General features: G+C 64.9%; 12 protein-coding genes. 3 read left to right on the top strand and 9 right to left on the bottom strand.

The window, feature by feature from the left end; genetic code table 11:
- Positions 1-30 precede the first annotated feature (30 nt).
- On the bottom strand, positions 31-2802 hold the full coding sequence (locus HZF03_RS10805; protein WP_234832258.1) for an autotransporter outer membrane beta-barrel domain-containing protein: 2772 nt from the start codon (positions 2800-2802) through the stop codon (positions 31-33).
- 693 nt (positions 2803-3495) lie between these two features.
- Positions 3496-3810, bottom strand: a complete 315-nt coding sequence (locus tag HZF03_RS10800; RefSeq protein ID WP_119018783.1) for an ArsR/SmtB family transcription factor — start codon at positions 3808-3810, stop codon at positions 3496-3498.
- Between the two features lie 112 nt (positions 3811-3922).
- On the opposite strand from HZF03_RS10800, the gene HZF03_RS10795 reads away from it, so the two are divergent.
- Positions 3923-4672 (top strand): SDR family NAD(P)-dependent oxidoreductase, encoded by a 750-nt coding sequence (locus HZF03_RS10795; RefSeq protein ID WP_119018784.1) that lies wholly within the window; start codon positions 3923-3925, stop codon positions 4670-4672.
- A gap of 185 nt (positions 4673-4857) precedes the next feature.
- On the top strand, positions 4858-5112 hold the full coding sequence (locus tag HZF03_RS10790; protein ID WP_119018785.1) for a hypothetical protein: 255 nt from the start codon (positions 4858-4860) through the stop codon (positions 5110-5112).
- A 110-nt stretch (positions 5113-5222) separates the two neighbouring features.
- On the opposite strand, the gene HZF03_RS10785 is transcribed toward HZF03_RS10790, so the two are convergent.
- Both HZF03_RS10785 and HZF03_RS10780 read right to left on the bottom strand, forming a co-directional pair.
- Complete coding sequence (locus HZF03_RS10785; RefSeq protein ID WP_011157713.1) at positions 5223-5552, bottom strand: hypothetical protein; 330 nt, start codon at positions 5550-5552, stop codon at positions 5223-5225.
- Positions 5553-5687: 135 nt separating this feature from the next.
- Positions 5688-6884 (bottom strand): DUF2778 domain-containing protein, encoded by a 1197-nt coding sequence (locus tag HZF03_RS10780; RefSeq protein ID WP_012495717.1) that lies wholly within the window; start codon positions 6882-6884, stop codon positions 5688-5690.
- Positions 6885-7282: 398 nt separating this feature from the next.
- On the opposite strand from HZF03_RS10780, the gene cowN reads away from it, so the two are divergent.
- Positions 7283-7561, top strand: a complete 279-nt coding sequence (cowN, locus tag HZF03_RS10775) for a N(2)-fixation sustaining protein CowN (protein ID WP_011157711.1) — start codon at positions 7283-7285, stop codon at positions 7559-7561.
- Positions 7562-7565: 4 nt separating this feature from the next.
- On the opposite strand, the gene HZF03_RS10770 is transcribed toward cowN, so the two are convergent.
- The 5 genes from HZF03_RS10770 to HZF03_RS10750 form a co-directional block, all read right to left on the bottom strand.
- Entirely contained in the window at positions 7566-9272 is a 1707-nt protein-coding gene (locus HZF03_RS10770) for an IlvD/Edd family dehydratase (protein ID WP_119018786.1), read from the bottom strand.
- A 326-nt stretch (positions 9273-9598) separates the two neighbouring features.
- Positions 9599-10813, bottom strand: coding sequence for an acyltransferase family protein (locus tag HZF03_RS10765; protein WP_119018787.1), 1215 nt, complete (start codon positions 10811-10813; stop codon positions 9599-9601).
- Positions 10814-10921: 108 nt separating this feature from the next.
- Positions 10922-12352: an aldehyde dehydrogenase family protein gene (locus HZF03_RS10760; protein ID WP_011157708.1), complete on the bottom strand. Its 1431-nt coding sequence runs from the start codon at positions 12350-12352 to the stop codon at positions 10922-10924.
- 246 nt (positions 12353-12598) lie between these two features.
- Positions 12599-14578, bottom strand: coding sequence for a putative bifunctional diguanylate cyclase/phosphodiesterase (locus tag HZF03_RS10755; RefSeq protein WP_234832260.1), 1980 nt, complete (start codon positions 14576-14578; stop codon positions 12599-12601).
- A gap of 244 nt (positions 14579-14822) precedes the next feature.
- The gene (locus tag HZF03_RS10750) at positions 14823-15767 is read right to left on the bottom strand and encodes a DMT family transporter (protein WP_119018789.1); all 945 of its coding nucleotides are present in this window, start codon (positions 15765-15767) and stop codon (positions 14823-14825) included.
- Positions 15768-15904 lie beyond the last annotated feature (137 nt).

The raw sequence follows: 15904 nt of genomic DNA, 5'->3' as shown, positions 1-15904 counted from the left end.
GATCGCTCATCCGGCGGCCGCGTTGTCAGCTCAGAACGTGACGCGCAAATTCGCGCGGACGCCGTGATCGGAAATGCTGGAGCCGACCTGGCCGGAGTAGTTGACGCTGAGCGCGGTGCTCGGATTGAGCGCGGTGCCGAGGCCAGCTTCGAACACCGCGACGTCCTTCGCCAGTGGGATGCCCGACACCGTGAAGGCGTTGCCGGTCGAAAACGCGTTGGTGACGGTCGGGATCACGCTGTTCATTGTATGCCGCCAGCCGACCATGCCGCTTGCGGTCACGGCCGTGGTGCCGAGCGTCAGCGCGCCATTGGCGCGGAGGCCGAGAGTCGAGAACGTGGCGTCGACATTGTCGCCGGCGCTGCGGAGCGCCGCCGCCCCGCCCCGCTCGGTCAAGCTCGAGGTGTCGAGGTTGACGTAAGCCAGGCCGGCGAACGGCTGCAGCGCGGCGCGGCCGAGTTCGATCGTGTAGCCGACGTCGCCATAGACCTGCGTGGTGCGGGCGTTGTAGTCCGCGGTCAGCCGATCGGAGAAGCCAGTCAGCGCCACGGTGCGGCTCGACGACAGATTATGCCAGGCGTGATTGGCGCCGAAGCTGAGCGCCAGCGCGTTCCAGGCCCGGCCGCCATAGACGCCGACGCTGTAGGTGTCGCCCGACACCGAGCCACGCCCGCCGTCGAGACTGACCGAGGTCGAGCCGTAGCCGCCGACCACGCCGAGCCGCAGCGCGTTAAACAACTCGCCATCGGCACCGAACAGCACGCCGCCCGCATTGCGCCGCACATCCGCGGCATTGCCGTTGCCATCGGCCTTCGCCCACGAGCCATAAGCGCGCGCCCACACCGCCGTGTCGGGACCGCGCAGCGCGGACTGCACCTGCTGCGAGGTCGCTTCGCGCACGAACCGGCTGTCGTCCAGCAGCGCCGTCTTGGTGGAGGCGAAGGCCTCGCCGGAAAGCTGATCGAACGCCACCCGCGCCGCAGTGTCGGTCGGCGATGCCGCGACTCCAGCGCGCAGACCGCCGCCGTTCGCCATCGTCTGCAGCACGCCCGCGGTGGCGCGCTGGTTGGCGGTCAGCGCCGCGTCCGTGAAGCCGCGCGTCTGCACCGACTGCAGATAGACGTTGTTCGGATCGTAGCTGGCGATCAGCGAATAAAATGCCGACACGCTGGTGTCGCCAGTGAGGATGTAGGTGCCGTTGATGCCGCCGGCCGCGGTCAGCACCGTGTAACGGGCATCGAGCGCGTAAGGCGCAGCACCATACTTGGTCAGCTTCAGGATCGCGCCGGGCGCGATCGTCGCGGTGCCGCCGACGGCGATCCGATCCGACACCGTGCTGCCGGGCACCAGTTCGGCATTGTAGGTCGAGCCGGCCGCCTGCTGGTAGTTGCCGGTCACCGTCAGCGTGCCAGGGCTGTTGCCGGGTGCGACCGTTGCACCGGTCTGGGCGTTGACGCCGCCGACTGTGCCGGAGCCCGTCAGAACTGCGCCGCTCTCAACCGCCATCACCGCGCCGATCACGCCGGTCATGGTCAGAATGCCGCCGCTCACCTCCATCGTGCCGGTGAACTGCGAGGAGTCTCCGGTCAGCGTGGTACGGCCGGCGATCGCCTTGATCGAGCCGTTGCCGACGATGTCAGACGCCAGTGTGTAATTGGACGAGGTGTGGTTGAAGACGAGTTGACCGGTGCCGCTGCCGAACACGATGCGGGGCGCGGTGATCGTGCCTGGCGCAGCGGCCGCCTGCCCGCTCGCCGCGCCGATCGCCAGCACGCCTTGGCCCTGCGTGTCGTAGCCGATGCGTACCTCGTTGTCGGCCTTCAGCTCGGCGCCGTTCGACACCACGACGGTGCCGTTGCCGTTGTAGCCGGCGTAAACATTGCCGAGGATGTTCTGGGCTGAATCAGCCTTGGCCCACAGCCGCGAGCCGTTGCCAGAGACGTTGATGATGCCCTGCGACAGCGGGTCCATACCGGCGCCGACCGTGCCCGAAGTCACCACAGCGCCATCGGTGACGTTCAAAATGCCGTTGCCGTTCATTGGATCGACGTTACGGGACCCGTTCTGGCCGCCAACATAGATGCGCACAGGGGTATCGACGACGGTGCCGCGGCCCGAGATGTTCATCGTCGTGAGATTACTCCCCTCCGAGCCGACGTAGATGCCGCTGGCATAAAGATAGGCTCCGTTCAGAACGTTGACGGTGCCGCCGGAAGGACTCAGCCAGGCCGCAGCGCTCGAATTGTTCGGATCGCCGATCTCGACGTGGGTACCGGCATCGCGGATGGTGATCTCGGCGCCGGCGCCGGTGTAGATGCCGGTGTTGCGAATATAAGCAGCCGCACCGTTGGAAACCGTCAGGCTACCGATCGCCCCCGCGGTACGGCCGATATCGACGCCGCCGGTGCTCGTCCACACCGTCTGCGGACCGGTCACGACCAGCGAGCCATTGCCGCCGCTGCCGGCTTCCCAGCTCCCGGTGGAGAGCGCGAGCCGCCGGGTGGTCAACGCGGCGCCGTTCGACACATTGATACTGCCGACGCCGCCATCGCGGCCGACGCTCACCTCGTTGGTGTCGGTCCAGCTCGCTCCTGCGCCGCTGAGGGTGACGCTGCCGTTGGCTCCGGCGCCGTCGCCGACCGTAACGGCCGTGCTGGGACTGGAGGAAATGCTGCCGCTGCTGCAAGTGAGGCCGGTCGTATTGCCGGAGATCGTGCAATCGGCCAGCGCCGGGGCACTGCCGAGCACACCCACCGCCAGAAGCGGCGCGAGCGACGTCGTGAGCAGCAGTTGTTTTTTCATCGTGACTTCCAAGAACAAGAGGGAGATCGGATCGGAGTGACGCCGCTGGAGGAGCTGCGGCCTCAACACGGCGTCGTGGGCGACGCCGTCAGCAAACGGAAGGACGGCCGTTCGGCCGCCGGCGACATTTCGACAAAGCTTCGCCGTTCAGACCGAGGCGGTCTGTTGAAGCCGGATGCCGGAAAAGCGTTGAAGCTAACTGCTAAGCGTTCGCTCGACCGCGCAATGTGTCGTTCGAGTCGAGGCCAGCTGCGGCGGACTAAGCGTCCAGGCCTTCGATCTTCGCAACGATCGGCGATGCCTTGGTGCAACGAGCGAAAGCGCTATGCAGCGCTTCGGAAATGATCTTGTTGCGCACCACCATTTTAGCCCCCAGTGAACGGTTCTTTTTGAATGTTCTTTTTTGTTTAATTGGGCGAGTTCCATCACGCAACAAGATACCTACCGCTACAGACTGTCGCAGAGGTCTTCTGCGGATTTGTGTGGATGTTTGCCTCAGGCGCCGCATGATTTGCCGCTGTGTGAAACGGTGCTGCGCAATCGCGCTCAGTGATACGCGTCGCACATCGTGCGTTTGCGTACGCTCGTGCGGCAATGCTGCCCGGAATCACTCATCGCATTCATGCGGCGCAGAATCGAAGCGACATCGCAGCCCGCCTCGATCTCTTCATAGACTCGCGTCGATCGATAGCCCTACTCGTCCGCGTGTTTCAGGATCGCCTTGAGCAGCCCGGGAAACCGCGCGTTGATATCGGCTTCGCGCACGACGTTGCGGTGTTCGACGCCCTTCTTGGTGGTGCGGATCAAACCGACTTCGCGCAGCACGCGGAAGTGGTTGGACAACGTCGACTTCGGAATGTCCGGACATGGCGCCGCCGCGGCGCAGGACATGCAGTCGCCTTCCTGAAGCAGCGCCTTGACGATGCGCAGCCGCATCGGATCCGCCAGCGCGGCTAGCACGCCGGCGAGCAAAATGTCCTCGCGTGCGGGATGAACGAACTGCACCATGAAAAAGATATAGGCACCCCCTTGATCTGGTTCAATAGTCCTATATTTCCGAACTATTGAACAAATGGCCCCGTCAGCGGTGGCCGGACCTCCGATCAGGGACAGAACGATCATGACCAAGACACTGCAAGGCAAAGTGGCGCTGGTGACCGGCGCATCGAAGGGCATCGGCGCGGAGATCGCGCTGAAGCTCGCGGCCGAAGGCGCCGCGGTCGCCGTGAATTACGCCTCCAGCAAACAGGGCGCCGACGACGTCGTGGACAAGATCACCGCGCAAGGCGGCAAGGCGATCGCGGTCGGCGGCAGCGTCACCGATCCCAAGGAGGCGCAGGCCATCGTCGACGCGACCGTCGCGGCGTTCGGTCCGATCGACGTGTTGGTCAACAATGCCGGCGTGTATGAATTCGGCGCGCTCGATGACATCACGCCGGAGCACTTCCATCGCCAATTCGACGTCAACGTGCTCGGGCTGCTGCTGGTGACGCAAGCGGCCGCGCGGCAGTTCAACGACGGTGGCAGCGTCGTCAATATCTCATCCGGCGTTTCGACGATCGCGATGCCAAACACCGCGGTCTACGGCGCCACCAAGGCGTCGGTCGATCTGATCACGGCGGTGCTGGCGAAAGAACTGGCGCCGCGCAAGATCCGCGTCAACGCGGTCAACCCCGGCATGGTGGTCACCGAAGGCGTCAAGGCTGCCGGCTTCCATGACGGCGAGATGCGAAAGCAGGTCGAAGCGATCACCCCGCTCGGCCGCATCGGCGAGGCTGCCGAGATCGCTTCGGTCGTTGCCTTCCTCGCCTCCGACGGCGCGTCCTACGTCACGGGTGAGACGCTGCATGTCACCGGCGGGCTCAAGTAAGCGCGGCTGCGCTCAAAGCTCCGGCGGCGGCGCCGGAGCCTTTCCCGCCGCAGGGTCTTGCTCTGAGTTGTGTCGGCTGGCGCACCGAACTGCGTCGAGGCGTCGCGCCCGTCGAACCAACCACTTTGCTCGCCGTTGCAGCCTACCGGCCATCTTGGACATCGAGGCCGACAAGGAGAACGCGTGTGAAGACAACTGCCTTTGCTGCCGCCGCTGCGCTGTTTCTGGGTCTCGGAGTGCTCAGTGCTCCCGCCTCTGCCGCCTCGCCCGCCCGGGCTTCGCAGCCGCTGGCCGCCGCTCCGATGACCGACGTCTCTGCGCAGCGCTATGTCGAGCGGCGGCGGGTGATCCGCCGTGGCCCGCACTGCACGGTGCGGAAGGTCGTCACCCGCGGTCCGCACGGCCATCACGTGGTTCGCACCACCCGCGTCTGCCGCTGATCGACAGATCGAGCCATGCCACGCGGCAGCAGCGATAGCTCCGCCACAACATCAGAGGGCGGATCTCCATCCGCCCTCTTCGCATTTCAGAGGCCACACCGAGCCTGACGTCACCAGCGATCGAAGTTGCGTCCGACGCTGCTCTCATCGTCGGCCTGCTGGAAGTCCTGGGGAGCCTGACGGCGCACCGTGCGCAGCGGTCGCTGGTTGGTGGTCTTCGGTGGATTGAACACCACGTAGCAGGCCGGGCTCAGCCGCGGCCCCGCCTCACGCAGACAGCTTTCGATCCTGGACGCATCGGGAATGAATTGGCCACAGAGGCGGAAGGCGTCGGGCGTACACGCCTCGCGCTGCGCGGCTGTGCCCTGATCCTGCGCGACGGCGGAGCCGCCCGCGGCGACGGTAAACGCAAACACGGCAGCAGACAGGCGTGGGGTCATGGTCGATCTCCCTTTGATCGACCAAGTGCGAGCCCGGCCAACTGGTTCCGGCCGGACCGTTCACGGATTGTGGAGACAAGACGGCTTTGGCGCGCCGCGTACGGCGCCTGCCCCGGCGACGTGGTGGTTAGCTGATCAGGTCAGGTTGCCGACGACCACGAGGCGCTTGACCTCGCCACGTTTGAACGCCTGCAGGAACGCGTTGTAGTCCTTGAAGGAAACGCAACCGTTGGAGTCGCCGCGCGGCCCGAGCATGTAGGTGTGAGCCAGCAGACCGGTGCGACCGTAGATCACGTCCTCACCGCCGACCGGCGTGAGGCGGATCGCCGCGACACCATGGAACAGCTTCTCGCGCATCTTCAGGTCGTAGATGTGCGGCGGGGTGGCGCCCTGCATCTTCACGCTGACGTGGCGCGGGTCGTCCATCCGGGCGCCGAGGCCGGAATGAGCCTCAAGCTTCGAGCCGTCCGGCATGTACACCATCTTGGCGGTGATGTCGTAGACAGCGGTGTAGCGATCTTCGTCGGAGGGATTGAAGGCGTTGTCGCGAACCTGACCCACGTCCATGTCGCTGGTGTCGGCCGAGGCGTAAGCGAGCGCCGGGCTGTCGACCTTGCCGAACAGCTTCTCGAAGAAGCTCGACTTGTGGTTCTGCGCGGACATCAGGATCGCCGATTTGGCACGGGCGACCAGGGCTTCGTGGCTGAAGGGGTTGCGCGACGGATTGCGCGGGGTGACGGCAGCGACCGACTTGGTGCGCTGCGGCGGCAGCGGCACGTTCATCGCTTCTTTCACCGGCGACGGTGGCGGCGCGACGCCGACCTTGGCGTCGTCTTCGGTCTCAGCCGCCGCGGGACGATTCTGTCCGGGCTGTTTGAACCGATCGGGCTGGAAGCCGAACGAATAGGAAGGATCGAGCAGAGCGTAATAGCGGTGGCCGGTCTTGGCGGGCTCGGAGGCCTGAACGCTGGCAGTGACCGGAACATCGGTCGGATCGGCTGAGGCGACTTTGACGCCCTTGCCCTCTTGGCTCTTGAAGGCGGATTTCAGCGCCAGCGAGGCCATCAGTTGCGGCGCGGCCTCAGCGGCGGCGGCGAGCGGTTCGAACCGGGCAGAGAACGAGGTGCGTTCGATCGAGGAGCGGGTGCTCTGATCGTCACGCCACGAGCCGACGGTCGGATAGATGCTGGCGCCGACGGTGTTGGCATAAACCGTCCAGACGCAACCGATCACCGGCAGCGCGATACCGATCGCGCCGAGCGATTTCCGAAACCCCATGTAGCGGGCCCCACGTTGGTTGGACAGCGATCGCCGCCCCGTGCCGACTCTCATTCGCTCGCTTCCCGACTTTTCCCCATCGGTCAGCGGCGAACCAAGATACCGCATACAGATGTGGCAGAACAGAGGAGCGCGATTAAGGCGGGTTTTAGTTAAATGCAGTTTAAGCGGCCTCGAACGGGAACCATGATCCGTTATGGTTAACGGATGGTTACAGCCTTCCCGGACGTCATTCTATTATAAAATCAACAGCTTATTTGAATTCACACAACGCCGAAGGCCACTGCGCCGTCCGACCAGGGCCGGCCAATTCTGATCCTCGTAATACTACGCGGGGCCGTCCAACCGGAGCTTCCCTCACTTCCGCGGCGCTTCGGCGCAGGCCGGCGCGACTCGCCGGCCATGGCATACCGGTTGCATCTGAGCCGCGTTCTTACGTTTTGAGGCCCAGAATGTCAGCTTCCTTCGATCGTTATGTCAGCTTCCAACACTGCGACTGGGAGGGTCGCTCCGAGCGGGTGATGCAGCGACTGCAACGCCATGTGGAGGCCGCCGAGAATCCGTTCTGGGCTTACTTCGCCCAGAAGCGCGCCGAGCTGCGCGACAAGCAGGGCCTCGACGACCTGCGCATCCTCCACAACTACCTGCCGACGCTGCGCGAGCTGCTCGAAGACAATGGCGACCTCGAAACCCTTGAGATGCTGGAGGATCTCGAAGCCAACCTGATGTGACGTGCTACCCTCCGCGCCCCGCCGCGGTGAGAAAGTCGAAGTCGCAGCCTTCATCGGCTTGCAGCACCGCGTCATGGAACAGCTGCGCATAGCCGCGTGCCGGGCGGATCGCTGCGGTCGCCGGCAGCGCGGTGCGGCGGCGGGTCAGCTCGGCGTCGTCGACCAGCAGGTCGATCCGGCGCGCGGCGACATCAAGGGCGATGCGATCGCCGGTCTGCACCAGCGCCAGCGGTCCGCCCTCGGCGCTCTCCGGCGTGATGTGCAGCACGATGGTGCCGAACGCGGTGCCGCTCATCCGGGCGTCGGAGATCCGCACCATGTCCTTCACCCCTGCCCGCGCCAGCTTCAGAGGGATCGGCAGATAGCCTGCCTCCGGCATCCCGGGCGCGCCCTTCGGTCCGGCATTGCGCAGCACCAGCACGTCGTCGGCCGCAACGTCGAGATCGGGATCGTCGATCCGCCGCGCCATGTCCTCCAGCGTCTCGAACACCACCGCGCGGCCGGTGTGCTGCAGCAGGCCGGGCGATGCGGCGGCGTGTTTGATCAGCGCGCCGCGCGGCGCCAGGTTGCCGTGAAGCACCGCGAGCCCGCCCTCGCCGCGGATCGGATTATCGCGCGAGCGGATCACGTCCTGCCCCAGCACGTCCTCGGCCTGCGCCACCACTTCACGCAGCGCCACGCCGGTCACGGTGCTGGCGTCAAGTTCGATCAAATCACCGAGCTGCGCCATCAGCTTCGGCACGCCGCCGGCGTGGTGGAAATGCTCCATGTAGTGCGCGCCGGACGGCTTGAGATCGACCAGCACCGGCACCTTTCGGCCGATCGCGTCGAACTCGTCGAGGTCAATCCGGTGCGGCACACGGCCGGCGATTGCGGTGAGATGGATCAGCCCGTTGGTCGATCCGCCGATCGCCTGCAGCACCACCTGCGCGTTGCGGAACGCCGCCGGCGTCAGGATCTCGCTCGGGCGCGGCCCCTTGGCCTTGGCCATCGCAGCGGCAACACGTCCGCTGGCTTCGGCGGAGCGGAACCGTTCGGCATGTGGCGCCGGGATCGTCGCGCTCATCGGCAGCGACAGCCCCATCGCCTCGATCATGCAGGCCATCGTCGACGCGGTGCCCATCACCATGCAGGTGCCGACAGACGGCGCCAGCCGGCCGTTGACCGCTTCGATCTCGGCATCGTCGATCTCGCCGGCGCGATACTTCGCCCACAGCCGCCTACAGTCGGTGCAGGCGCCGAGTACCTCGCCCTTGTGATGCCCAACCACCATCGGGCCGACCGGGATCACCACCGTCGGCAGATCGGCCGACACCGCCGCCATCACTTGTGCTGGCAGCGTCTTGTCGCAGCCGCCGATCACCACCACCGCGTCCATCGGCTGGGCGCGGATCATCTCCTCGGTGTCCATCGCCATCAGATTGCGCAAGTACATCGAGGTCGGATGCGCAAAACTCTCGGCGATCGAGATGGTCGGAAACACCATCGGCATCGCGCCGGCCAGCATCACACCGCGCTTCACCGCTTCGATGATCTGCGGCGCGTTGCCGTGGCAGGGATTGTAGTCGCTGTGGGTGTTGGTGATGCCGACGATCGGCCGGTCGAGCGCGTCGTCCGAATAGCCCATGGCCTTGATGAAGGCTTTGCGCAGGAACAGCGAGAATCCTGAATCGCCGTAAGCTGTCAGTCCCTTGCGCAATCCGTCGGCCATGTTCCGTCCCGCTGCAGTTTCGCTGCACTTGAGGGACGGCGGATGCCGATGTCAATCGCGGAGGGTCAGGTGATCACCTTGGCCACAACCAGCGCGATCAGAATCGCGACGCCGCTGAGGGCGATGGTCAGGAACTGGCGTCGATGGGAGACGGAAAGCAGCGTGTTCATCGGATCCTTCGCCCTCGTTCGGGCGAGTCGATCGCCCCGGAGCCGCGGCACTTAAGCTCCTTTTAACGACGGTAAGATGAACCAACTACTCGGACGAATACCGGACCGCACCATCGACGGCGCGGCGGTCCCTTCGCAGCACCGGCGTGTCCGTCCCTAAGGTTGCTGTGACACCGGTCCCAGTGGAGCTGCGGCCGGTCGAGGTGCCGAAGCTGCCTTCTGGGCCCAACGGCCGAACAAACGTTGGCCGGGGATTTCGACCAGCCGTCTGGTCAGCGCCGAGAGGCCGATGACGATCCCGATGTAGGCCACGAAGATCGCGTCCAGCACGTAGACGTTCAGGTTGGCAATCACCTTCACCGGTTCGCCGTCGTGGATCTGTTCCACGAGCAAGGGGCGCCCGATCAATTTCTGCCCGATCGTCGCAGCGGTCATGATCATCAAAGCCACGAAAGCGTGGACCATGTAGATCGAATACGACAGCTCGCCGAGCTTGACGAACACCGGCCACTTCAACATGCGCGAGACCAGGCCGCGCTCGTAAGCAAAGATAAGCACGGTCAAGCCGAACAGCAGAGGCGCAGCCAGCGACAGCGGCCCTCTTCCGGCGGCAACGACGAAACCGCAGATCAATGCGACCATGCCGACCTCGATCGCTGTGCCGAAACGCTGGCTCGGCGCAGCCTTCGCAGTCCGGTAGATCAGATAGGTCAGATGGCCCACCGTGAAGCCGTACAGACAGCGAAACAATCCGAAGTCGTAGGTGGTTTCGATGCCGTGCTTTGAAAACGATGCCACGACCGCCGCCGCGAGCAGCCCGACCGCACCCAGCACAAACGTCCGCCACCGCGGCATGGCGAGCGCGATCAGGCCGAAGACGAGATAGGTCCAGTATTCGGCCCCGATGCTCCAGCTTGGGAAGTTCCACGTGAGCTTGTCCGAGACATTCACCGCCTGCAGCAGCAGCAATTGCGCCGGGATCGCGGCCAGCGGTCGATATCCTTCTGCGGCGAACGGCGCATGTCCGGTCTTGAAGCCGATCGCCATTGCCAGCGCGAAATTGACGGCTTCAGCCAGCACGAACGCCGCCAGCACGACGACGTGCAAAGGCCAGATCCGCCCCAGCCGCTTGATCGCGAAGGCCGTGAACTCAGAGCCCGTGTTGAGGCGCCCGAGATACGCGTGGGTGATCACAAAACCGCTGAGCACGAAGAAGAAGTCGACGAACAGAAACGCGTTTCTGATCAGCGGAACGTCGTGGATGTGGCCGAGCACACCGAGATGAAACAGCGCGACCAGGATCGCGCACAGGCCACGCCAACTGTCGAGCGCGCCGAAATGAATGGTGTCGGTTCGTAGCGTCACGGCCATTGGAGAAGCAATGGCAGGCGCTCGAACCTGGATCAATGCACGAGCGTATTAATCATTAACCCCGCGGCGATGCCGGAACCGGACAGCCCCGGCATCGCGCGGTTGCAGTTACGCGGCGTTGAAGCCGGCGATCGCCTTGACCTCGAGATATTCTTCGAGACCGAACTTGCCCCACTCGCGGCCGTTGCCCGACTGCTTGTAGCCGCCGAACGGCGCGGTGCGTTCGTTGGGCACGCCCTGCAGGTTGACGTTGCCGGCGCGGATCTTGCGGCCGACCGCGCGGGCGCGATCAACCGAGCCTGCCGAGACATAGCCGGCCAGACCATACGGCGTGTCGTTGGCAAGTTCGACCGCTTCGTTTTCGTCCTTGGCGCCCATGATCACCAGCACCGGCCCGAAGATTTCTTCGCGCGCGATGGTCATGTCCTTGGTGACGTCGGCGAACACCGTCGGGCGCACATAGAAGCCCTTGTTGACGCCTTCCGGCAGGCCGGGACCGCCGGCGACCAGGGTGGCGCCCTCTTCGATGCCCTTGTTGATCAGCGTCTGGATCTTGTCCCACTGGATGCGGTTGACGACCGGACCGATGGTGGTGCCTTCGCCGCGCGGATCGCCGGCCTTGGTCTTCTCGGCGACGCCCTTGGCGATCGCCGCGACCTCCTTCATCTTCGACAGCGGCACGATCATCCGGCTCGGCGCGTTGCACGACTGGCCGGAGTTGTTGAACATGTGCATCACGCCGCCGGTCACCGCCTTGGTCAGGTCGGCATCCTCAAGGATGACGTTCGGCGACTTGCCGCCAAGTTCCTGGCTGACGCGCTTCACCGTCGGCGCAGCGCGCTGGGCGACGTCGATGCCGGCGCGGGTCGAGCCGGTGAACGAGATCATGTCGATGTCGGGATGTTCACTCATCGCCGCGCCGACCTCCGGGCCGAGGCCGTTGACGAGGTTGAACACGCCCTTCGGCACGCCGGCTTCGTGCAGGATTTCGGCGAACAGCAGCGCCGAGGTCGGGGTGAATTCGCTCGGCTTCAGCACCATGGTGCAGCCGGCCGCAATCGCCGGCGCAACCTTGCAGGCGATCTGATTGAGCGGCCAGTTCCACGGCGTGATCATGCCGACGACGCCGATCGGCTCACGCACGATCATCGCCGAGCCGAGCGGCTCCTCGAACTGATAGTTCTTCAGCACGTCGAGCGTCGACATGATGTGGCCGAGGCCGGCGCCGGCCTGCATCTTCTCGGCCATCGGCAGCGGCGCGCCCATCTCGTCGGAGATCGCAGCGCCGATTTCCTTCATCCGGCTCTTGTAGATCGCGACCACCTTCTCCAGCAGCGCGATACGCTCTTCGCGGCTGGTCACCGAGAACGTCTCGAACGCGCGCTTGGCGGCGGCGACTGCCTTGTCGACGTCGGCCTTGGAGCCGAGCGCAACCTCATACATCGCCTCTTCGGTGGCGGGATTGACGACCGGCGTCGACTTCTTGACGACGGGATCGACCCAGGCGCCATCGATGTAGAACTGCATGCGGTTGACCATCGGAACCTCTTGCTTAATCGCGGGTGGTTGGTGGTGAGTGTGATCTGGATCGGCGCCGTCGCGCGAGGCCCTCGCCTCGGTGCGAACGGTCCGAAAAATCGACCACCGCCATATGCGGGAACGGCATATAAAATCACCGGACCGAGCGGAGCAAGGCATCCTCGCACAATTGCGCGTGTGGGGCGTGCCCAGGAAAGATCTTCTACCACCGCGCGGAAATAATGATGATCCTGCTGCGGCGCAGCATCAAACGGCTTGCGCCAACGGTGCCGCTGCAACCGTTTCGCCGGTGGTCAGATCGCGGTAATGCGCTATCGGCTGCGGCCTGCCGATCAGATAGCCCTGCACCTCGTCGCAGCCGGCTTGAGCCAGAAACGCGAGCTGCTTTTCAGTCTCGACGCCCTCGGCGATCACCGGCAGTTTCAGCGTCCGCGCCAGGCTGAGGATCGCTTCGACGATCGCGGCCGATTCCGGATTGGTCTCGAGCTTGCGGGTGAAGGCCTGATCGATCTTGATCTTGTCGAACGGAAACGACTGCAGATACGACAGCGACGAGTAGCCGGCGCCGAAATCATCCATCGCGACGCGCACGCCGAGATTCTTGATCTTGCGCAGGATCGCGATCGCGCCGGCGAAATCATCGATCAGCACGCCTTCGGTGATTTCGATCTCGAGGCGCGACGCCTCCAGTCCAGTCTCAAGCAAAATCTGTAGGATCAGCGCCGGCACATCGAAGCGGCGGAAGTCGAGCGGCGAGAAGTTGACCGCGATCGCCAGCGGCTTGGCCCAGGACGCCGCTTCGGCGCAGACGCTGCGCAGCACCCATTCGTCGATCGGACCGATCTGGCCGGTCTCTTCCGCGAGCGGCACGAACAGCGCCGGCGACACCATGCCGCGTACCGGATGGCGCCAGCGCAGCAGCGCTTCGAAGCCGACGATCTCGCCGGATGTACTGGCCTGCGGCTGGTAGTGGATTTCGAACTGCCGTTGCTCCAGCGCCACCGCAAGCTCACGCTGCAGGGCGCGCTTTTCGCGGATCTGCAGATCCATCGCCGGCTCGAACAGACACACCGTGCCGCGCTGCTCGGTCTTAGCGCGATACAGTGCGACGTCCGCATGGGCAATCAGTGTGTCGGCGTCATCGCCGTCGCGCGGATAGACGCTGACACCAGCGGTCGCCCCCACACGGACGCGATGGCCGTCGACCTCGAACTCGGTGTCGCACAGTTCGGTCAGTTGCCGGCAGACGTCCTGGATCGAGTCGGCCGCAGCATCGGGCGGCGTGACGATCGAGAATTCGTCGCCGCCGGGCCGCGCCAGGAAGCCCCAATGGCAGGTGTCGGCGAGACGGCGGGCCATTTCGGCCAGCACCGCGTCTCCGACCGCCTGGCCGAACACGTCGTTGATCTCTTTGAAGCGATCGATGCCGAGCCGGATCACCGCGAAGCTGCCGTCGAAGCGGCGAGCCTGCTCGACGCTCTGCACGATGCGATCGTTGAATGCGGCGCGGTTCGGCAGACCGGTGGCGACGTCGTGCAGCGCCAGATAGGCGAAGCGCTGCTCGGCCTGTTTGTGATCGGTGACATCGCTGTGCTTGGCGATCCAGCCGCCGTTCGGCAGACGCCGGAGATCGATCCGGATATGGCGGCCGTCGCGCAGCTCCGCGACTAGGCTGGCCGGACCGCCCGAGGCGAGCGCGGCACCGAGTTCGATCAGTTGCCGCTTGTCGCTGACGAAGTTGCCGGAATTCTGCATCACCGCCAGCGTGCGGCGCAGACTGTGGCCGGCGATCTCACGTCCGGGCGGAATTCCATAGATATCCAGAAAGGCTTCGTTCCAGAGCTGCAGCCGCCCCACGGCGTCGAACAGGCAGAAGCCGCGCGCCGCATCGTTGAGGATCGCGTCCAGCACCATGTCGCGTTCGGCCAAGGTCAGTTGGGTGCGGCGGCCTGCGATCGAACTCAGCCACACCGCCAGGCTGGCAAAGCCGGTGGTGGCGATCACCGAGCCGATCATCAGCACCAGTGCGATGGTCGGCGCGAGCGGCGCATCCGAGGCTGCCAGCAGCACCAACGCCACAACGGCCGCAACTGCGCTGAGCGATGCAAAGCAGGTCGCGATGATCCAGTGCCGACGACCCTTGCCCTCGCTGACCCGGATGCTGCGCAGCCCGCCATAGGCTGCGACCACGCCCAGCGCACACAGCACGGCGGCAAGGGTGATCATTCCCCACGTGTGGGCATCCGGTGCGGAAGGAAGTTCGGCCATCTGCGATTGGAACCTGCTTTCGCTTCTCACTCTGGCATCGTGGTTTTGCCTAAAGCTTAAAGCGATCGCCGAATTCACCGCAGCCGTAGCGGCCGAACGCCGCGCCACGTCCGCTACTCATCATCGCTGGAATATTTTTACGTGTAACCAGGACGCAGCGACAACGAAAAGTGGTACACGCCGTCATTCGAGCGCGGTTAGCTCACGGGCTCGGATACGGCTCCGACGGCAATTCCTGCTGCTTGCGGCGCAGCCGCTCACGCTGCGCGGTGTAAATCCCACTGCCGATGATCACCGCGGCGCCGGCAAAGGTCCAGACGTCCGGCACCTCGCCGAACACGCCGAAACCGAGAAACGCCACCCAGACGAGCTGGCTGTAGGTGAACGGCGCCAGCACCGAGGCGTCAGCATAGCGATAGGCCAGCACCACCACCCACTGTCCCATGGTCGAGGCGAGCCCGACCAGCAGTCCGATGCCGATATCCTGCCAGCTCGGCGTCACCCAGACGAACGGCACTAGCGCGCTGAGCGTGATGAAGCCGACCAGCGCCGAGAACGACATCGTGACCACGGCGCGATCGGCGCCGCTGATCATCCGCGTCAAGGTGAGCGTCAACGCCCATACGAATGCCGACAGGATCGGCAACAGCACGGCGGGGTCGAAAGCCGCCGAGCCGGGCCTGATCACGATCAGCACACCGACGAGGCCGACCAGCGTCGCGATCCAGCGCCGGACGCCGACGTGCTCGCCGAGCAGCGGGATCGACAGCGCGGTGACGAACAGCGGCGCCACGAACGACGTCGCCGAGGCTTCAGCGATCGGCAGGAATTGCAAACTGGTGATGAACAGCACCGAGGACGACACCAGCGCCAGCGCCCGCAGCACCTGCAGCTTCGGCCGCACCGAGCGCAGCGGGGACTCCTTGGAGGCGAGCGCCACCGGGATCATGATCAGCAGGAACACCAGAAACCGGATCCAGCCGATCTCGATCGGCGGCAGCGTCCGGCCGAGATACTTCGCCAGCGTATCCGAGCAGGCGAGAAACACCGTCGAGCCGACGATCAGCGCGATGCCGCGCAGCGGATGGTCGGCATGACGGTGTGTGAGCCGGCGCACGGCGTCGTTGCTTGGCGAGGTGACGGTCAAGGCTCGATAACGCTTTGGAGATGGCAGGAGGCGGGACGCGTCCGCAGGCGGAGGTCCCCTTCAACTAACAATCCGACAAAACGATGTTCGGCGCACTAGGACAAGTGCCGAAATCGGGACTCGGTCATGCGGCAGGT

The organism is Rhodopseudomonas palustris, assembly GCF_013415845.1.
Classification (GTDB): Bacteria; Pseudomonadota; Alphaproteobacteria; order Rhizobiales; family Xanthobacteraceae; genus Rhodopseudomonas; species Rhodopseudomonas palustris_F.
The sequence above is the reverse complement of the archived record's forward strand: the minus strand, read 5'-3'. Positions and strand labels throughout refer to the sequence as shown.